Origin of the sequence: Micromonospora palythoicola (assembly GCF_036689795.1) — a bacterium.
GTDB lineage: Bacteria > Actinomycetota > Actinomycetes > Mycobacteriales > Micromonosporaceae > Micromonospora > Micromonospora palythoicola.
Window position 1 is genome coordinate 55,801 of record NZ_JBAGKI010000008.1, and the last position, 18,044, is coordinate 73,844.

General features: G+C 71.8%; 17 protein-coding genes, 1 tRNA gene and 1 pseudogene. 8 read left to right on the top strand and 11 right to left on the bottom strand.

Features of this window, described 5'->3' with window-relative positions:
- Window positions 1-131 precede the first annotated feature (131 nt).
- Window positions 132-467, top strand: coding sequence for a hypothetical protein (locus V5O40_RS05735; RefSeq protein ID WP_332904479.1), 336 nt, complete (start codon window positions 132-134; stop codon window positions 465-467).
- A 23-nt stretch (window positions 468-490) separates the two neighbouring features.
- Here V5O40_RS05735 and V5O40_RS05740 read toward each other — a convergent pair whose 3' ends face one another.
- The 7 genes and pseudogenes from V5O40_RS05740 to V5O40_RS05770 form a co-directional block, all read right to left on the bottom strand.
- On the bottom strand, window positions 491-1,966 hold the full coding sequence (locus tag V5O40_RS05740; protein WP_332904480.1) for a serine/threonine-protein kinase: 1,476 nt from the start codon (window positions 1,964-1,966) through the stop codon (window positions 491-493).
- A 180-nt stretch (window positions 1,967-2,146) separates the two neighbouring features.
- Window positions 2,147-2,540: pseudogene (locus tag V5O40_RS05745) on the bottom strand (hypothetical protein); the annotation flags it as partial.
- Between the two features lie 189 nt (window positions 2,541-2,729).
- A complete protein-coding gene (locus tag V5O40_RS05750) occupies window positions 2,730-6,317 on the bottom strand; it encodes an adenylate/guanylate cyclase domain-containing protein (RefSeq protein WP_332904482.1) in 3,588 nt (1,195 codons plus the stop codon).
- Window positions 6,314-7,141, bottom strand: a complete 828-nt coding sequence (locus V5O40_RS05755; protein ID WP_332904483.1) for an MBL fold metallo-hydrolase — start codon at window positions 7,139-7,141, stop codon at window positions 6,314-6,316. Before V5O40_RS05755 ends, V5O40_RS05750 begins: the two co-directional genes overlap by 4 nt.
- 112 nt (window positions 7,142-7,253) lie before the next feature.
- Entirely contained in the window at window positions 7,254-7,724 is a 471-nt protein-coding gene (locus tag V5O40_RS05760) for a RidA family protein (protein WP_363917844.1), read from the bottom strand.
- The gene (locus V5O40_RS05765) at window positions 7,721-7,876 is read right to left on the bottom strand and encodes a DUF4177 domain-containing protein (protein ID WP_013736319.1); all 156 of its coding nucleotides are present in this window, start codon (window positions 7,874-7,876) and stop codon (window positions 7,721-7,723) included. The genes V5O40_RS05760 and V5O40_RS05765 overlap by 4 nt, the downstream gene beginning before the upstream one ends.
- Window positions 7,877-7,920: 44 nt before the next feature.
- Window positions 7,921-8,415: a hypothetical protein gene (locus V5O40_RS05770; RefSeq protein ID WP_332904485.1), complete on the bottom strand. Its 495-nt coding sequence runs from the start codon at window positions 8,413-8,415 to the stop codon at window positions 7,921-7,923.
- A gap of 326 nt (window positions 8,416-8,741) precedes the next feature.
- Here V5O40_RS05770 and V5O40_RS05775 point away from each other — a divergent pair, with 326 nt between their 5' ends.
- The 3 genes from V5O40_RS05775 to V5O40_RS05785 are packed head-to-tail and all read left to right on the top strand — an operon-like array spanning window position 8,742 to window position 11,546.
- Window positions 8,742-9,338, top strand: a complete 597-nt coding sequence (locus V5O40_RS05775; protein ID WP_332904486.1) for an Rv0361 family membrane protein — start codon at window positions 8,742-8,744, stop codon at window positions 9,336-9,338.
- Window positions 9,339-9,364: 26 nt separating this feature from the next.
- Window positions 9,365-10,342, top strand: a complete 978-nt coding sequence (locus V5O40_RS05780; RefSeq protein WP_332904487.1) for an ArsA-related P-loop ATPase — start codon at window positions 9,365-9,367, stop codon at window positions 10,340-10,342.
- Window positions 10,343-10,394: 52 nt separating this feature from the next.
- The gene (locus tag V5O40_RS05785; RefSeq protein WP_332904488.1) at window positions 10,395-11,546 is read left to right on the top strand and encodes an ArsA family ATPase; all 1,152 of its coding nucleotides are present in this window, start codon (window positions 10,395-10,397) and stop codon (window positions 11,544-11,546) included.
- Between the two features lie 47 nt (window positions 11,547-11,593).
- Here V5O40_RS05785 and V5O40_RS05790 read toward each other — a convergent pair whose 3' ends face one another.
- Window positions 11,594-11,914, bottom strand: a complete 321-nt coding sequence (locus V5O40_RS05790) for a WhiB family transcriptional regulator (RefSeq protein ID WP_269738602.1) — start codon at window positions 11,912-11,914, stop codon at window positions 11,594-11,596.
- 402 nt (window positions 11,915-12,316) lie between these two features.
- Between V5O40_RS05790 and V5O40_RS05795 the strand changes: the two genes are divergently transcribed.
- The gene (locus V5O40_RS05795) at window positions 12,317-14,776 is read left to right on the top strand and encodes a penicillin-binding protein (RefSeq protein ID WP_332904489.1); all 2,460 of its coding nucleotides are present in this window, start codon (window positions 12,317-12,319) and stop codon (window positions 14,774-14,776) included.
- 109 nt (window positions 14,777-14,885) lie between these two features.
- Here V5O40_RS05795 and V5O40_RS05800 read toward each other — a convergent pair whose 3' ends face one another.
- The gene (locus V5O40_RS05800) at window positions 14,886-15,341 is read right to left on the bottom strand and encodes a GatB/YqeY domain-containing protein (protein WP_332904490.1); all 456 of its coding nucleotides are present in this window, start codon (window positions 15,339-15,341) and stop codon (window positions 14,886-14,888) included.
- 25 nt (window positions 15,342-15,366) lie between these two features.
- Between V5O40_RS05800 and V5O40_RS05805 the strand changes: the two genes are divergently transcribed.
- The 3 genes from V5O40_RS05805 to V5O40_RS05815 all read left to right on the top strand — a co-directional run bounded on the left by V5O40_RS05805 (window position 15,367) and on the right by V5O40_RS05815 (window position 16,863).
- Window positions 15,367-16,260, top strand: coding sequence for a metallophosphoesterase (locus tag V5O40_RS05805; protein WP_332904491.1), 894 nt, complete (start codon window positions 15,367-15,369; stop codon window positions 16,258-16,260).
- Between the two features lie 65 nt (window positions 16,261-16,325).
- Window positions 16,326-16,402 (top strand) — tRNA-Pro (locus V5O40_RS05810).
- 134 nt (window positions 16,403-16,536) lie between these two features.
- Window positions 16,537-16,863 (top strand): zinc finger domain-containing protein, encoded by a 327-nt coding sequence (locus V5O40_RS05815; protein ID WP_332904492.1) that lies wholly within the window; start codon window positions 16,537-16,539, stop codon window positions 16,861-16,863.
- Between the two features lie 38 nt (window positions 16,864-16,901).
- Here the strand turns inward: V5O40_RS05815 and V5O40_RS05820 are convergent, their stop codons facing one another.
- Window positions 16,902-17,363: a hypothetical protein gene (locus V5O40_RS05820; protein ID WP_332904493.1), complete on the bottom strand. Its 462-nt coding sequence runs from the start codon at window positions 17,361-17,363 to the stop codon at window positions 16,902-16,904.
- 129 nt (window positions 17,364-17,492) lie between these two features.
- On the bottom strand, window positions 17,493-17,951 hold the full coding sequence (locus tag V5O40_RS05825; protein WP_332904494.1) for a lamin tail domain-containing protein: 459 nt from the start codon (window positions 17,949-17,951) through the stop codon (window positions 17,493-17,495).
- Window positions 17,952-18,044: the final 93 nt, after the last annotated feature.

An 18,044-nucleotide genomic window follows, 5' to 3' on the forward strand; every position in this document is an offset into this window, starting at 1 on the left:
AGGGCGCATTACCGACTCGCCCGGCACTGTCGCAGCTCACCGCCCATCCGGCAAGCTGTTGTTTGTCAGCTGTTCCGCGTGGTGAAGCTGGCTGCTGTTGACAGATCGGCAATCTCCGACATTCTGGACGGGTGAGACGGTTCCCAGGATCCGACGCACGGACCGTGGCGGTGGTCGCGGCCCTGGCGGCGTTCTGGCTGCTCGCGATGCTGGTGGTAGGGCGTCGGCAGGATCTGCTCGGGGTGGCGGGCGCGCTGCTCTGTGTGCTGCTCGCCACCGTCGCGGGAGTGGCCGTCACCGCTGCCCGCCAGCGTGACGCCGATGCTCGACTCGAGCGCGGGCAGCCGTCCGTGGGGCCGGGGATCGAGCCGCCCGGCATCGATGCCGACACACTGGAGACCCTGGGCGATCGGGAGGCGGTCCGCGCGATGCGGGACCGGCATCGACGCGACCGACGGGCACGCTGACCCTGCCCGGTGTCAGGAACCGGTCAGCTGCTGGTGAGCGTGGGCGAAGCCAGCCCGTTCAGGCCCCGCCCAGCCAGGCACCGGTAGGTGAGATCGGTGTCCGCGTCCGCTGGCGGCAGCACCTCAAGATTCCAACCAGCCGCCTGGCGCAGCCCACTGACCAGGCGGAACGTCTTCTCGTTGCAGACCTGCCGCACTCGGGGGTCGGCGACGATCTCGTCGTGGCCGGCGTCGACCAACGCGGCCGGCAACCGCCCCTGGGCGTAGCTCTCCCAGGTGTGCCGGGCGTCGCAGGGCGTCCGGCTGGCCTCGGCCCGCTGGGCACGCACCTGCACCGGCCCGAAACACTCCAACTCCGTCGCGCACTGGGCGCCGGCGGGAAGCGCCTCGGGGTGGGTGGCGCAACCTGGGCGGAGCATCCCGGTTGCCGCCGGACGGGCCGGGATGCTGGGCTGCGGCGACGGTCCGCCACCGGCCGCCCAGGCGCCGACGCCCGCCGAGGCGGCGAGGGCGAGCACCCCCGCAGCCCCCAGGAACCAGCGTCGGCGCCGGTTGCGCTCGGTGGATCCGCCCTCGGCCGGCGGGGCGGGGCGGCCGGGGGCGGATCCACCGGTGGCAGTACCGCCGATCGGTGCCACCCGGGGGGCCACCCCGCCGTCCGCCGCGCCCGAGCCGTCCAATGTGAGGTTGGTGAGCATGTCGCGCAGTTCCGCCGCGGAGGGCCGGTCCGCGGGATCGTTGGCCATGCCGGCCCGCAGCACGTCGATCAGGGCCTTCGGGACGCCGGGCAGGCCGGGGATCGGCTGGTGGAACATCTCCAGCACGGTGACCAGGCTCGGGTTGCGCTCGCTCTGCCAGCGCGGCGGCCGACCGTACATGACCGCGTAGAGGGTGGCGCAGAGCGCGTACACGTCGACGGCCGGCGACGGTGGACTGTGGCTGAACATCTCCGGCGGCGCGTACGCCGGCGTGAGCACCTCCAGCGCCACGGAGGCGTCCCGCATCTCGGCGACCACGGCGAGGCCGAAGTCGGCAAGCACCGCCGGGTTGAAATGCGAGTGGAGGATGTTCGCCGGCTTGACGTCGCGGTGCAGCACGCCGGCGGCGTGCGAGTGGGCGATGGCATCCGCGATCTTGATACCGAGATCGCGGGCCTCGACGGCGTCCAGCGGCGAGTTGCGCATCCGCTCGGCGTACGACCCGTCGCAGAGTTCCATGATCAGGTACGGGTGCTGGTCGATGGTGACCCCGACGTCGAACAGGTCGACCACGTGCGGGTGGGACGACATCCGACCGGCCGCTCGCGCCTCGCGCAGAAAGCGGGCCTGGTCCCGGTCGCTGGCCAGCGTCCGGTTCTCCACCTTCACGGCGACCTCGCGACCCACCGAGATCTGCGTCGCCCGGTAGACGGTGGCGTAACCACCTCGGGCAAACACCTGCAAATCAGTCAGACCAGGCACGATGGGCGTCGGCAGGGCGCCGGGCGGGGTGTCGGTCACAACTTCGAAAATACCGAACTCTGCCGGCCGCTCACTGAACCGCATCGGTGGCCGGCCCCACAGCCGATGTTCCGGCACCGCGCCGGTCGTCGTCGCGCTCCGCCTCGTCGCGAGTCGATCCGCTCCCGCCCGTCGGATCGATGATCCGCCGGCCACCGGTCGTACCCGTGGCGGTGGACCGGCGTGCGTCCCACCAGAGGCCGCCGGCGGTCGCCAACGCACCCAGGCCCTCCCAGGCCGCCACCCCGAAGAACCGCCCCGGCGCGATGTCGGCCAGCACCGCGAGGGTGAAGACCGTGAACGTGACCAGCCGGAACACCACCGTGAAGCGGTAGAAGGCACGCCACTCGGTGGCCGTGGCGAGCAGGTAGTAGACCCCCATGTTGAACGACGCCATCGAGGAGGCGGTCACGAAGACACCCGTGTAGTCGCCCGGTGCGCGGCTCGGTGGAATCTCGAAGCCGAGCATCCGCAGCAGCGCTTCCGGCCAGAGCAGGCCGACCGTCCCCATCACCAGCGCCAGCACGCCGAACACCGCGATCGTCCATCCGGCGACCGAACGCGGCAGCCTCATCTTCGCCCCCCTCGACGACACGACCGACGACATCGACGGTCGCGTGCACCCGCCACGCTAGCCGCCGGCCCCGACCGGCCACATCCCCGAAACCGGCAGATCCGCACCGGCCACCGACCGACCGGACGAATCGGACCGAGGCCCGACCCGGTTCCTCGACACCGCGCCCACAGCACGGGCACGAGCCGGTCAGCCGGGCGTACGCAGCCGGTTCAGCAGCGCCTCCGCGGCGGCCCGCTCACTGCGCTGCTCGGTGGCGTACGCCAGCCGGAGCGCGTCCTCGGCGCTGGCCTTGGCCTCCGCCGGCCGCCCGCACGCGGCAAGTGCCTCGGCCAGTACGCTCGCCGCGATCACCTGGCTGCGGACGTCCTCGGCCTGCACCCGCACCGCCCGACGGGCCCAGTCCAACGCCTGCTCGCGCTGGCCGTGGGCGAGCAGGGCCGAGGCGTAACGCGCCATCGACTGCCGGCGGGAGAAGAGCAGGGACGGGGTGGTGGCCGCCATCGTCGCGACCGGGGCGAGCAGGCCGACCGCGGTGGCGGAGTCGCCGGCGGCCAACCGCGCGGTGGCCAGCAGCACCCGGGGGGCGACCTGTGCCGGTGCCTGCGGATTGTGTGGTTCCACTGTGGTGAGCACCGCGCGGGCGTCCCGCTCGGCGGCGGCCACGTCACCCATCTCCAGCGAGACGAAGCCACGCAGCGTGCCGGCCATCCCGGTCAGCAGCGGATGCGCCGTCCGGTGGCCGTAGGCGAGCGCGTCGGTGAGCAGGTCCGCCGCGTGCTCCGGCTCGCCCAGCCCGCGGGCGACCACCCCCCGGACGACGAGCGCGAAGCCCTGACCCCAGTCGTCCGACGCGGCGGCGAAGTCCCGGTACGCCCGCCGGGCCTCCCGGTCGGCGTCGACCAGCTCCCCCAGCTCGGCGTTGGCGTACGCGTCGACGGCCCGGAGGGTGCCCACCGCCCACGCCTCACCGACCCGTTCACCGAACGGCAGGAAGACCCGGGCCAGCCGGCGCGCCTCCCGCAGCCGACCGGCGAGCAGCCGGGCGAAGGCGGTGGTGCCGCGCAGCCACGCCCGTCCGTACGGGTCCTTCAGCTCGGCGAAGAGCCGGGCGGCCCGGCCGAGCACCGCATCCGTGCCGGCGAAGTCGCCACGGGTGGTGGTCACCCAGGCCAAGTTCTGCAACGACCAGGCCTGTCCGCGACGGTCACCCGCGGCCAGACTCACCTGGTACGCCGCCGCCAGGCGGCTGCTGGCCTGGCCCAGCCGGCCCACCAGGAAGTCGGTCATGCCCAGCCGGCGCATCGCCGAGGCGCGCAGGGTGGGCAGGGCGGCGTCGGCGGCCACCTGGAGCGCCTCCCGCCAACAGGACTCGGCCCGCCGTAGGTCGCCCATCACCTGCTGGGCCTGCCCGGCGAGCAGCAGGGCGCTGGCCCGCGTCGCCGGATCTCCCGCGTTCGCGGCGATCTTCTCGGCGGAGGCCAGGGCGTCGGCCGCCCGGCCGACCTGGAGCAGGGCCCGGGCATGTGCCACCCGGTCGACCGCGGGTATTCCGTCTCGAGCCAGCTCGGCGGCGCGTTCGGCGTACTCGACGGCGAGTGCCGGCTCCCCCGCGTGCAACGCCCGTCGGGTGGCCCGGCCCAGCGCCGCCACGCCCAGCGGCGCGACCGCCCGGGCCGGGGCGTCCGGGCGTAGCGTGACCGCGTCGGCGAGCGCGGTGGCCCGCTCGACGTGCTCGGCCACGAAGTCGTCCCGCGCCCCCTCCGGGAAACCGCCAGGTCCGGCCCCGGTGCCGCCCGGGCCGGCGGTGCCGGTCGCCGGAGCCGCCCAGCGCGCTAGCGCGGCGTGCCGTTCCGCCAGCTCCGCCTTGCTGATCCCGGAGTACGCGGCCTCCCGCATCAGTGGGGTGGCGAAGGCGTACCCACTGCGGGTGCGGTGCAGCATCCGCCGTTGCAGCAGCTCCTCAACGGCCCGTTCCAACTCGACGGCGACGACGGCGGCCGGGCGGCCGTCCCGACCGGTGCGCTGCTCCCGCAGCGCCTCCAGCGCACCGTCGGGCACGGTGTCGCCGACCACCGCGGCGTCCCGTAGCACCGAGCGGGCCTCGGCCGGCAGGGCGTCGATCCGGGCGGCGAGCACCGCCGCGAGGTCCCGGGAGAGCAGGCGACTACCCAGTGAGCCGGGCGCCAGCCGCCAGGTGTTGCGTGCCCCGGCGGTGAGCGCGCCCCGCTCCATCAGCAGGGTGACCAGTTCCGCCAGGTAGAAGGGATTGCCCTGGGCGGTGGCGAGCAGCCGGTCGGCGTCGGCCTGAGGCAACCGTCCACCACCGAGGTAACTGGTCAGCAGCCGGGCCGCGTCGGCACCACGCAGCGGAGGCAGGGGCTGCACCTCGGCATCGGAGACCCGGGCCAGCGTACCGGCGGTACGGACCAGTTCGGGTCGACCGAGCAGCAGCACCAGCACCGGCCCGGCGAGCCGGGACAGCGTGATCTCCAATGCGCCGATGGTCTCCGCGGTGGCGTCGTGCAGGTCGTCCACGATCACCACCAGCGGCGCCTCCTCGGCGAGCGCGCTGAGCAGGTCCGCCACCGCGTTGGGCACCGCGTCGGCGTCGGCCGGCGGCTGCGCGCTGCTCCACTCACCCTGGTCGGTGGGGCCACCGGCGGGCAGTTCCGCGTACCCGAGCAGGGCCAGCAGCTGGTCGGTGGCGATCGGGGCCGGCTCGGTCCGGGTACGGCTGAGCCGTTGTCCGAGCCGACGCAGCCGTTCCTCCACGGCCGCCCGGGTGACCGCGGTCGCGGCGTCGTTGGGCAACCCGGTCGCGGCGCGTACCAGGTCGGCGAGGGGTGCCAGCCTTCGACGCTCGCCGAACGCCGCACAGCGCACCGAGAGGACCCGGGCACCGGTGTGCGCGGCGTACCGGCCGGCGCCGACGTCGTAGCCGGCGGCGAGGCGCTCCACCTCGGCGGCGAACCGGGACTTGCCGATGCCCGCCTCGGCCGTCATCAGCAACACCCGGGGCTCGGTACGGTCGATCACCTCGGCGAGCCGGCCGGCGACCCGGCCGATCTCGGTCTCCCGGCCCACGAACGGCGCCTCGTCGCCGAGACCGGAGCGGGTGCCGGGCGCGTCCAGCAGGCCGAGCAGCTCGTACGCCTCGACCGGCTCGCGCTTGCCCTTGAGCCGCAGCGGCCGCAGCGCCCGCCAGCTCGCGACATGCCGGGTCGCCGCGGCGGTGCGGCCACCGGCGTAGACCGCGCCGACGGCGGCGGCGTCGGCCAGCCGGGCGGCGGTGTTCACCGTGTCGCCGATGACGGTGTACTCGATGGCGGCCTGGATGCCGGCGATCACGTCGCCCGTGTTGAGTCCGACCCGCAGTCCCAGCGGTGCCCCGCCGCCCCGCTCGTCGTCGAGCACCCGGCGCACCGCCCGCTGCATGGACAGGGCGGCCCGGACGGCCCGCTCGGCGTCGTCCTCGTGCGCCACCGGCGCGCCGAAAACCGCCATGATCCCGTCACCGGTCAGCTTGTCGACGTGCCCGCCGAAGGTCTTGACCGCCCCGGCCAGCGCGGCCAGCACCCGGTCGGTGACCGCGCCGACGCGTTCCGGGTCGAGGTCCTCCGACCAGGAGGTGAAGTCGGACAGGTCGCCGAAGAGCACGGTCACCACGCGGCGCTCGGCGGCCGGCAGGGTGGCGGCGGCCGGCAGCGCGGCGCCGCAGTTGTGGCAGAACCGGGCGCCGGGCACGGCGACGGTTCCGCACACCGGGCAGGTCACGCTGGATCCAACCTCGCGTCGCCGCCGTCGGATTCCCGGCCGAGGTATTCGAGTTGGGCGCGTACCGACCATTCCGCCGCCCACCACAGCGACCGGTCCACGTCGGCGTAGACCACGGCGACCACCTCGGCCGCGGTACGCGCGCCGGTGTCCAGCGCCGCCCGGACCTGGTCGAGGCGGCCACGGCGGTGGGCGAGGTAGAAGTCGGCGGCGGCACCGCAGTCGGCCAGCGCCGGCCCGTGCCCCGGCAACGCCGGCATTCCCCGGTACGTCGAGAGCAGTTCCAGACTTGTCAGGTAGTCGCCGAGGTGCCCGTCGGGGTGCGCCACGACGGTGGTGCCCCGGCCGAGGATCGTGTCACCGGTGAGGATCAGCCGCTGGCCGTCCCGCTCGGCCAGGAAGCAGACCGAGTCGGCGGTGTGCCCGGGGGTGGCGAGCAGGCGGATGTCCAGGCCGAAGCCGGCCAGGGCCTGTCCCGGGCCGGTCAGCGGCGCACCGCCGATGGTGTGCGCCGGGTCGGCGGCGCGGACGTGCGCCCCACCGAGCATCCCGTGCAGGCGCGCCGAGCCCTCGGTGTGGTCCGGATGGCCGTGGGTGATCAGCACCAGCCCGACCGGCCCCTGCGCGACGATCGCCGCGAGGTGCGCCTCGTCCGCCGGCCCCGGGTCGACCACCACGGCCGGTTCGCCGGGCCGGGCCCGCAGCACCCAGGTGTTGGTGCCGTCGAGCGTCATCGGCCCCGGATTCGGTGCCCGCAGCAGTGTCACCCAGTCCGGCAGTTCGCTGGCGAGGGCGGTCACCGCCCCCGTCACATGCCCTCCCATGGCTGCGATCGTACGACTCCGCGGGCGTACCTCCGCGATCTTGCAGTTCCGGTCCCCGATTCGTCCTCGTTAGGGGCCTTCGTCCGGACGGAAACTGCAAGATCGCGGAGGGTCAGGAGACCTCGACGATGACCTCGACCTCGACCGGGGCGTCCAGGGGGAGTTCCGCTACGCCGACGGCTGAGCGGGCGTGGCGGCCGGCCTCACCGAAGACGGTGCCGAAGAGGTCCGAGGCGCCGTTGATGACACCGGGCTGACCGGTGAAGCCGGAGGCGCTGGCGACGAAGCCGGTCAGCTTCACGACCTTGACCACGTTCTCCAGACCGACGAGCGAGTCGATCGCGGCGAGAGCGTTGAGGGCGCAGCGCTGGGCCAACTGCTTGGCCTGCTCGGCGGAGACGCCGGCACCCACCTTGCCGGTGGCCAGGAGCTTGCCCTCGGCCATCGGCAGTTGCCCGGAGACGTACACGTGCTGCCCGGACTGGACCGCCGGCAGGTAGCTCGCCACCGGCGGCACCACCTCCGGCAGTTCCAGTCCGAGCTCCGCCAGCCTGGCGTGTGGTCCGTTGGCCACGACACTCATGCCTTCGGGCGCTTCAGGTAGGCGACCAGTTGCTCCGGGTTCGGCCCGGGGACGACGGAGACGAGTTCCCAGCCGTCCTCACCCCAGTTGTCGAGGATCTGCTTGGTCGCGTGGACCAGCAGCGGGACGGTGGCGTATTCCCACTTCTGCATCGGTGGAGGGCTCCCTCGGTGGCACGGACACTTCGGGACACAGCCTACGGTCCACCGGCCGGTCGGGGCGCGGGACGCTGCTCGGCGTCGGGCCACTGCTCGGGGGCGGTCCGTTGCTCGGGCGCGCTCGGCAGTTCGCCGCAGGGCCCGGCATGGTCGTACGGCTGGGGGCAGCGGGTGCGATCCGGCAGCAGCAGGTCGCAGAAGACCCGGTGCCGGTTGTTCTGGTCGTCGGCGGTCGACACCTCGGTCTCCCCGGCGTCGAGTTCGAGCAGAAAGTTCAGCGACGTGGCCAACCGGCCGGCCAACGCGGTGGCGGCGGCCAGGTCGGTCACCCGGATGGGCAGATGGATGACGTATCCGGGACCGTCCTCCTCCCGTCCACCGGCCGGCTCGGCACTGGCGACCGGGTCGACGGGGCGGCGGTACGACCGCTCGTTGACCGGCAGCCGGCCGGAGATGTCTCCGCCAGCGGTCCGGCTGCCCCGGCGCGGCCCGGCGGGGAACTGGGCTCGGGGGGTGTTGTCCGTGTCGCGCATGCACTGCCTCCGGGCGTCGTACCTGGTCACGGTGCCGCTCACCGGTCCGGAACTAATTCGCCCGGCCCGGACCGGGGCGTGCCGGAGCGACCGTAGGACCGCCACCCCGGTCCCATCAACAGGACGCGCGCGCCCGGTCGCCTTCGGTCACATTTGCGACACCCGACCAGCGGAAAGTTGATCGCGAACCGGGTACCGGACACACCGGGCTCCCCGCAGCGGCACCGCGGACCGCTACCCTTCCCGTCTGGACGGGCGCCCGGCCCGGCCACCCGATCCCACGCACACCGCCGGTACGCGGTGCTGCGCCGCACCCGGGGGGACCGATGACCCAGCCACCCGCCGGCGGCCCGACCGGCCCCACCGACCTCCCGCCGGCCGCTTCACCGCCCGAGTCCCCGCCGCCGGCCACCGGCCACGATGTGCCGCCCGGGCCGGCGGAGGGCGGGTACCGGCCGCAGCACGCGCCGGCCGGACCGCCACGCAAGCGGGGCCCGCTGCTGGCCTCGCTCACGCTGGTGGTGGTGCTGCTGCTCTGCGCCGGCGGCGGCGTGGCCGCCTTCCTCACCCTGCGCAACACCGAGTCTGGCGAGGGGGCGCCGGATCCGTCGGTCGCCGTCGACGACTTCCTGACCGCCGTCTACCAGGACCGGGACGCCGCCAAGGCGGCGGATCTGGTCTGCACCGCCGCGCGCGACCAGGACAAGATCCGGGCGAAGGTGGCCGAGGTCGAGGAGTACGTCGCGACCTACCAGAACCCGCAGTTCCGCTGGGACACCCCGACGGTGGACAACGAGACCGGCGACCGGGCAACCGTCACCACCACGGTGACCGTGACCACCGCCGACGAGAAGATCGCGGATCAGGACCTGCGCTTCACGGTGCTCCGTAAGACCGGCTGGTGGGTCTGCGAGGTCGCCTGAGCACGCCGGATGGATAGGCTCGACGGGTGGGAGCAGCGCAGCGACCGAACGACCGGGCCGGCCTCGACTGGCCCGCCCGCCTGCACGTGGTGACCGGCAAGGGCGGCACGGGCAAGACCAGCGTGGCCGCCGCGCTCGCCCTGGGGTTGGCCGCCGGTGGTCGGCGCACCCTGCTGGTGGAGGTGGAGGGGCGGCAGGGCATCGCCCAGCTCTTCGGCACCGAGCCGCTGCCGTACGCCGAACGCCACCTGGCCGACGCCACCGGCGGTGGCGAGGTGTCGGCGCTCGCGGTCGACGCCGAGGAGGCGCTGCTCGAATATCTCGACATGTTCTACAAGCTCGGCGCGGCCGGCCGGGCGCTGCGCAAGTTCGGGGCGATCGACTTCGCCACCACCATCGCCCCCGGTCTGCGCGACGTGCTGCTCACCGGCAAGGTCAAGGAGGCCACCACCCGCACCGTCGACAAACGGCGGGTGTACGACGCGGTGGTGCTGGACGCGCCACCCACCGGCCGGATCGGGCGTTTCCTGAACGTCACCGCCGAAACCGCCCGGCTGGCCAAGGTGGGACCGATCAAGACGCAGAGCGAGGGAGTGTCCGCGCTGCTGCGCTCACCGATGACCGCCGTGCACGTGGTGACCCTGCTCGAGGAGATGCCGGTACAGGAGACCGTCGACGCGATCGCCGAGCTGACTTCGCTCGGTTTTCCCGTAGGGCGAGTGATCGTCAACGGGACCCGGGCACCGCTGCCGACCGCGCAGGTGGTCACCGAGGCGGAATTGGCACGGGGCCTGCGCGCGGCGGGGCTGCCGGCCGGCGAGCGGATCGTCACCGGTCTGCACGACGAGGCGCGGGACCTCATGATCCGCCGGGAACTGGAGGATTCGCTCCGCACCGACCTGGTGGAGTTGGGCCCGCCCATGGTCGAACTGCCGCTGCTGCCCGACGGGGTGGACCGGGCCGGCCTGGCGGTGCTCGCCGCCGCGCTCGTGCCCGGTGATTGACTCACACCTCCCTCGGCCTGGCGCGCGGAGCCGGTCAGCCCGATACGCTCGATTGGTGTCTTCCGACAACGCCGCGCCGCCGCTGGACGTCGACCGGATCCTGGCTGACCCGGGAGTCCGGATCGTGGTGTGCTGCGGTGCGGGCGGGGTGGGCAAGACGACCACGGCCGCCGCGCTGGCGCTGCGCGCCGCCGAGCAGCACGGCCGCCGCACGGTGGTGCTCACCATCGACCCGGCGCGGCGCCTGGCCCAGTCCCTCGGCCTGACCGAGCTGGACAACACCCCGCGGCAGGTCAAGGGGATCGACGTCGAGGACAGCGGCGGCGAACTGCACGCCATGATGCTGGACATGAAGCGCACCTTCGACGACGTGGTGCTGGCGCACACCGACCCGGCGAAGGCGGCGGAGATCTTCGCCAACCCGTTCTACCAGGCCATGAGCTCCACCTTCGCCGGGACCCAGGAATACATGGCGATGGAGAAGCTCGGCCAGTTGCACGCCCGGGGCGAGTGGGATCTGATCGTGGTGGACACTCCCCCGTCGCGCTCGGCGCTGGACTTCCTCGACGCACCGGCCCGGCTGTCGCGGTTCCTCGACGGGCGGATGCTACGGCTGCTGCTCGCGCCGGCCCGAACCGGTGGTCGCAGCATGTTCAGCCTGGTCACCGCCTCCTTCGGGATGTTCTCCCGAGTGGTGCAGAAGGTGATCGGCACCCAGCTGCTGACCGACCTGTCCGGCTTCGTCGCCGCGCTCGACTCGATGTTCGGTGGGTTCCGGCAGCGCAGCGAGCAGACGTACCGCATCCTGCAGGCGCGAGAGACGGCCTTCCTGCTGGTCGCGGCGCCGGAGCCGGACGCGGTCCGGGAGGCCGCCTACTTCGCCGGTCGGTTGCGCGCGGAGCGGATGCCGCTCGCCGGCCTGGTACTCAACCGGGTGCACCAGCCGACGGTGGCCGAGCTGGGCGCGGCGGAGAGCCGCGCCGCCGCCGACCGGCTGGCCACGGCCGGTGGTCACGAGGGCACCGTCGAGGTGTTGCGGGCCCATGCCGTCCTGGTCGAACAGGCGGTCCGTGAGCAGCAGGTTGCGGCGCGGTTCACCGACGCGTTCCCGGAGGTGCCGACCGTGTCGGTGACGGCGCAGCCCGCCGACGTGCATGACGTCGACGGGCTACGGACGATCGCGGCGGCGATCGGCCACCCCTGACCCGCTGTCGGTCGGGCGGGAAGCCACCGGCCGACGGTGCCGGTTGGTCAGTTGCCGGCCGCGGCCAGGATCTTGTCCTTGCCGGTCTTGTCCTTGGCGTTCTTCTTCATCGCCGCCTCGAACATCTTGCGCCAGCTGGTGACCTGGGGATGGCGACGCAACAGCGCGCGGCGTTCCCGTTCGGTCATGCCGCCCCACACGCCGAACTCGATCCGGTTGTCCAGCGCGTCGGCCAGGCACTCGTACCGGACTGGGCAGCTCCGGCAGATCCGCTTGGCCACGTTCTGTTCGGCGCCCTGTACGAACAACGCGTCCGGGTCCCCGTTCTGACACGCCGCCAACGACGGCCAGTCAGTGATCATGCCCATCTGTACACGTCCCCCCTTGCTGTACTACCGACGCCGTCGCGGGCCAGCCGGCAATCCCCCCGGGTCGTCCGGCACGCCTTACCCCAAGGCGGCACAGACGACATGTGGCACTGTCGCCGCCTACATCATGCTCTGTAGTCGCACGATTACGCAACGTTGTCGGCGAAATCCATCATTCCGGACAACCCCGGCCACTCGGGCCTGGGACCGCCGCTTACCCCACCGAGGTCGGCAAAAACGCTGCGAGTCGCCTCCGTACGGAGGAAACTCGGCTCGAATCCACGCAACCGGACACCCGGTGCCACGCGTCTAGCACAACGAGGACGGCGCGCGCAGGAAATGGGGAAAAGACGCCCCGGCGCCCCTCGTTACCTGTTCGCGTACCCTGTCGAGGTGACCTGGATGCGGAAACGTGACCACAACGTCCTGACCAACGCCGCATCGCTGCTCATCTGTGGGCTGTTGGCCGGCGTGGTGGTCGCCGCTGCGGCCTTCCCCGCGGTGGCGATGTCGGGCCTGGCCGCGAAGGCCGGTGCGGAGACCTTCGGCGCGCTGCCGAAGGAACTCACCGTGGCCCGCGCACCGCAGATCAGCTACCTGCTCGCCTCCGACGGCAAGACGCCGCTGGCCACGATGTACGACGAGAACCGGCGCGACGTGAAGCTCGCCGACATCTCGGAGAACATGCGCAACGCGATCATCGCCGCCGAGGACCACGACTTCTACAACCACAACGGGGTCGACCTCAACGGCGTGGCCCGGGCCTTCGTCAACAACAGCCAGGCCGGTGCCGACCGCCAGGGCGCCTCGACGTTGACCATGCAGTACGTCCGGATGGGCATCGCGTACTCGGCCACCCACCCGGCCGACGTGATCGCCGCGACCGAGGACACCAGCGCCCGCAAGCTGCGCGAGATGCGGTACGCGCTCCAGCTCGACAAGGAGATGTCGAAGGACGAGATCCTGGAGCGCTACCTCAACCTCGCCGCCTTCGGCAACGGCGCGTACGGTGTCTACGCCGCCAGCCAGGTCTACTTCAACAAGCCGCCGAAAGACCTGAAGATCGAAGAGGCGGCCATGCTGGCCGGCCTGGTGAAGGCCCCCACCTCGTTCGATCCGACCACCAAGGACGGCTACCCGCACGCGGTCGACCGGCGCAACTACGTGATCGACAACATGGTCAAGACCGGCGCGATCACCCAGCAGCAGGCCGACGAGGCCAAGGCCGTCAAGCTGGTGGTCAAGGGCAAGCGGGCGCCGAACGGCTGCGTCGCCACCAACAAGAACGCCTGGGGCTTCTTCTGCGACTACTTCTACCGCTGGTGGATGTCGCAGGAGACGTTCGGGGCGACCTCGTACGACCGGGAGCGGCGGCTCAAGAGCGGCGGCTACACCATCATCACGACCCTCGACAAGCAGGCCCAGAATGGCGCCGACAAGGCGGTACGCAAGGCGAAGCCGGTGACCGCCAAGGAGGCTGCCATGGTGGCGGTGGTCGAGCCCGGCACCGGTCGGGTCCGGGCGCTGTCGGTGAACCGGAACTTCAAGCTCGACAACCCCGACAAGCCCAAGAACAAGCCGCACAGCGACCCGAAGCAGCGCGAGAAGGGCAAGCGGGGGAACTATCCCAACACGGTCAACCCACTGCTGACCGGTGGTGACGGCATCACCGGCTACCAGGGCGGCTCAACTTTCAAGATCTTCACCATCGTGGCCGCCCTGGAGAAGGGCATCCCGCTCAGCTACACCTTCAACGCGCCGCAGCAGTTCAAGTCCGAATACATCATCGACAGCAGCAGCCCCGCCGCCTGTCCGGGCACCAACCTCTACTGCCCGACCAACTCCGGCAAGAAGGCCGGTGGCGTGCAGAACATGTGGAGCGCCTTCTCCGCCTCCATCAACACGTACTTCGTCCCGTTGCAGCAGCAGGTCGGCGCGGAGAACGTGGTGGACGTGGCCAAGCGCCTCGGCATCCAGTTCCGGCAGAGCAAGGACGCGGAGTTCGCCAACACCAAGGAGGCCGCGCACCAGTGGGGCGCGTTCACCCTGGGCGTCTCGCAGGTGACTCCGTTGGATCTGGCCAACGCGTACGCCACCCTGGCCGCCGACGGCAAGTACTGCGAGCCGATCCCGGTGCAGGAGATCCGGGACCTGGACGGCAACAAGCTGGACGTGGCCAACCCGCGCTGCGAGAAGCGGATCAGCACCGAGGTGGCCCGGGCCGCGGTGGACGCGGCCCGTTGCCCGGTCGGCGACAACTCCTCCACCAGCAAGTGCGGCGGCAGCCGGACCGCGGCCCAGACCAAGTACATCGTCAACGCTCCGGTGGCCGGCAAGTCCGGCACCACCGACTCCGAGAAGAGCGCCGCCCTGGTCGCGATGACCAAGCAGTACGCGGTGGCCGGCATCATGGCGGATCCGGACTGGCCGCAGACCAACGCCAAGATGAAGCACAACCAGCCGGACGGCATCAACCCGCCGGTGTGGGAGACGCTGCGCGACGCCATGAAGGGCAAGAAGCGGATCGACTTCGAGCCGCCCGGTAAGAAGATCTCGTTGGGCGACCAGCGCACCATTCCCGGCGTCGGATGCCTGGACCTCGACCGGGCCAAGTCCCGTCTCTCCGGTGCCGGCTTCGAGCCGATCGTCTCCAGCAGCCGGGTCACCTCCGACTGCCCCGCTGGCACCGCCGCCGGTACCAGCCCCAGCGGCCGCACCATCAAGGGCGGCATCGTGACGATCATGGTCAGCGCCGGTAAGCCCAGTAACAACAACGGCGGCGGTAACGACCGTCCGGGCAACGGCTCGCCCTCCGGCCCGCCCAGCAACCCCGGGCGTCCGCCGGACCGACCCGGCGGCTGACCGCCAGCAACGCTCGAACGGGCGGGCACCCATCGAGGGTGCCCGCCCGTTCGTGTGGGTGTCCCGTGCCGCCGTCAGGAGGGCGGGCCGGATGGTCGGCCGGAAGGGCTCAGAGACCCAGTTGGCGGCGTACCTCGGCGGCCACCCGGCCGCCCTCGGCCTGGCCGGCCACCGCGGCCTGGGCCGCCTTCATCGCCGGGCCCATCTGGGCCCTACCGGTGAAGCCGCCCGCCGCGAGCGCCTGCGTGACAAGCGCGGTCAGCTCGGCGTCGGAGAGCTGCTTCGGCAGGTAACGGTCCAACACCTCACCCTCGGCGCTCTCCCTGGCGGCCTGCTCGGCGCGGCCCGCGTCGGCGAAGGCGGTGGCGGCCTCGCGGCGCTTCTTGGCCTCCTTGGTCAGCACGGCCACCACCTCGTCGTCGCTGAGTTCCCGCTTGGCTTTGCCGGAGACCTCGGCGGTACCGACGGCGGCCAGGGCCATCCGCAGGGTGGAGGTGGTCAGCTCGTCGCGGGCCTTCAGGGCGGCGCGCATGTCGGCGGTGAGGCGGTCCTTCAGCGTGCTCATGGACGGTCAAACTACCCTGATCGGCATGCGAAAGCGCACACTATTCCGGCTCGCGACGGCGACCGTCGCGACGGGTGCCGCCGCCCTGGCGTACGCCTCCCTCGTCGAGCGCAACATGTTCACCCTCCGCCGCTTCGACGTGCCGGTGCTGCCGACCGGCACCGAGCCGCTGCGCGTGCTGCACCTGTCGGACCTGCACATGACCCCCAACCAGGTACGCAAGCAGCAGTGGGTCGCCTCGCTGGCCGCTGTAGACCCCGACCTGGTGGTGGTGACCGGGGACAACATGGCGCACCCGGGCGCGGTGCCGGGCGTGCTGCGGGCCCTGCAACCCCTGCTCGACTACCCAGGTGCGTTCGTGTTCGGCTCGAACGACTACACCGGGCCGGTCTGGAAGAACCCGTTCAGCTACTTCCTGCCCGAGCGGGAGTACACCGAGGGGGTCGAGCTGCCCGCCGAGGAGCTGCGTGACGTGCTCACCGGGGCCGGTTGGGTAGACCTGAACAACCGGCGTACCACGGTCAAGGCCGGTGGCCGGGCGATCGACATCGCCGGCGTGGACGACCCGCACGTCGAGCGGGACGACTACGCCTCGGTCGCCGGGCCGATCTCCCCCGCCGCCGACCTGTCCATCGCGCTCACCCACTCTCCCGAGCCGGCGCTGCTCGACGAGATGGCCGCCGACGGCTTCGGGCTGCTGCTCGCCGGGCACACCCACGGCGGTCAGGTGTGCGTACCGGGAGTAGGAGCGTTGGTGACGAACTGCGGGCTGCCCCGGTCGATGGCGAAGGGCCTGCACCGCTGGCCTGGGTCGGACTCCTGGCTGCACGTCTCCGCGGGGCTCGGCACCCACCCGACCGCGCCCGTCCGGTTCGCCTGTCCACCGGAGGCCAGCCTGCTCACGCTGATCCCGCGCTGACCGTCCGCACCGGGGTACCGAGTTTGAGCCCCGGGACGGGTGGGCTACTATTTGTCGGCACGCCTCGGGGTGTGGCGCAGCTTGGTAGCGCGCTTCGTTCGGGACGAAGAGGTCGTCGGTTCGAATCCGGCCACCCCGACCAGGTGAGGGGCACATCCAGCCACTGGATGTGCCCCTCTTTTTGGGGCGTGACAACGCCATCGCCCGGCCGACGCATCGGGCGCGGTGAGTTTTCGTGGTCAGGTTTGGCCTATGGGTCGACGGGGATCCGCGGGCATGCACATCGACGTGGACGAGCCCGACGCCCGCAACCTGTTCTGGGAAGGGATGCGGGACGTCGCCGACGCCGCCGCACGCCATCAGGATCAAGCCCTCTACCAGGCAATCGTCAAGATCGGCAGAGCCGCTCTGGCGCAGGGCGTCGAGCTGGTGCCGTCCGGCGGGCTGTTCCTGCAGTGCCCGATCTGCGACGCCCTGCCCGGTCAACTCTGCATCAACGTGGCCGGTCACCCGCTCGGAGATCGGGAATGCCACCCGGAGCGCGTCGAGTTGGCGGCGAAGACGCTCAGCGGAGAGGCGCCCCTTCCCCCTCCGCTGCGCTGACCGCCTGGTCCGGCCGGCCGACGTCGGAGCGCCCCACCTCACCCCACCCGGCGGCGGTGCTCGCGGCGCAGCCGCGCGGCCTGTACGGCGGCGACGCCGAGGAGGACCAGGAGCACCGGGCCGCCACCGAGGACGACGAGACCGGCCCCGATGTTCGCACCGATCGCTCCGGCGGTCATGATCCGCCAGCCGAGACCGATCAGCACTCCGGCGACAATCACCGGTACGAGCGCGGACCACCAGCGCGGATCGAGTTTGTGGGTGACGGTGGCGCGAATCAACAGGGCCAGCGACACCAGCAGCAGCGCGCCGGCCACGACCACCAGGACCCGGTCGCCGGTCGGGCCCAGGCTGACCGGCTCCACCGCGTAGTCGAGCGACTCTCCCTCGGCCGCGAGCTGCCGCGCCGCCTCGCCGGTCAGGTCGCCGACGAGCCAGGCGGTCACCACCGGAGTGCTCAGCAGCAGGGCCACCGCCAGCAGCCCGAGACCACGCCTCACCACGACACCCCTCTGTCCGGCTGGGCCGCTCAGCCGCCGGGTCTGACGGCCCGGGGCAACCACCGGTAACCTCGGCGAACCAACGATAGTGATTCGCGTGGTTCCTCGTCGCCCCGGGCCGTCGTCCGGTCAGCAGTTCGTGTAGCCGTTGCCCTTCTTCGTCCAGGCGCACTTGTCGATCTGCTTGCCGCTGGCGTCGCGCAGGTACGCGGTGTCGCCGGTGTTGTTCCAGATGTAGTTGCCCGAGCCCCAGTACCGGGTACCGGCCGTGTTCGTGCCCTTGCCGGTACGGATGACGACGCTCTTGCCCTTGGCGATCTTGACGTCGCCGCTGAACTTGTAGACGTGGTTCGCCTTGTCGCGCAGGGTCCAGTTCTTCAGGTTGATGGTGCTGGACCGTCGATTGGTCAGCTTCACGTACTCGGCGTTGAGGCTGGAATTCGACCGGTTGTCAGTGCCCGGCGAGTCGTAGTAGATCTTGGTGATCTCGATGGCCGGAGTGGCGGCCTGCGCCGGGACGGCCAAGGTGAGCGAACCACCCACCACCACCGCGACCGCGGCCACCAGCCCGATGAGCCTTCTCGTCATACGTGTCAACCCCCACGGACAGCGCCGGGATCTCGGCGCGGTTGTGTCACGCCGACGCGTGACGGAGCGAGGTTAACGACGCATCACCGCGCA

What these genes read in the sequence shown, in the direction of transcription:
- V5O40_RS05755 (WP_332904483.1), bottom strand. Translation starts at nt 7,141, where the DNA reads ATGGGAGGGCATGTGACGGGGGCGGTGACCGCCCTCGCCAGCGAACTG.
- V5O40_RS05760 (WP_363917844.1), bottom strand. Translation starts at nt 7,724, where the DNA reads ATGAGTGTCGTGGCCAACGGACCACACGCCAGGCTGGCGGAGCTCGGA.
- V5O40_RS05765 (WP_013736319.1), bottom strand. Translation starts at nt 7,876, where the DNA reads ATGCAGAAGTGGGAATACGCCACCGTCCCGCTGCTGGTCCACGCGACC.
- V5O40_RS05770 (WP_332904485.1), bottom strand. Translation starts at nt 8,415, where the DNA reads ATGCGCGACACGGACAACACCCCCCGAGCCCAGTTCCCCGCCGGGCCG.
- V5O40_RS05775 (WP_332904486.1), top strand. Translation starts at nt 8,742, where the DNA reads ATGACCCAGCCACCCGCCGGCGGCCCGACCGGCCCCACCGACCTCCCG.
- V5O40_RS05790 (WP_269738602.1), bottom strand. Translation starts at nt 11,914, where the DNA reads ATGGGCATGATCACTGACTGGCCGTCGTTGGCGGCGTGTCAGAACGGG.
- V5O40_RS05795 (WP_332904489.1), top strand. Translation starts at nt 12,317, where the DNA reads ATGCGGAAACGTGACCACAACGTCCTGACCAACGCCGCATCGCTGCTC.
- V5O40_RS05800 (WP_332904490.1), bottom strand. Translation starts at nt 15,341, where the DNA reads ATGAGCACGCTGAAGGACCGCCTCACCGCCGACATGCGCGCCGCCCTG.
- V5O40_RS05805 (WP_332904491.1), top strand. Translation starts at nt 15,367, where the DNA reads ATGCGAAAGCGCACACTATTCCGGCTCGCGACGGCGACCGTCGCGACG.
- V5O40_RS05815 (WP_332904492.1), top strand. Translation starts at nt 16,537, where the DNA reads ATGCACATCGACGTGGACGAGCCCGACGCCCGCAACCTGTTCTGGGAA.
- V5O40_RS05825 (WP_332904494.1), bottom strand. Translation starts at nt 17,951, where the DNA reads ATGACGAGAAGGCTCATCGGGCTGGTGGCCGCGGTCGCGGTGGTGGTG.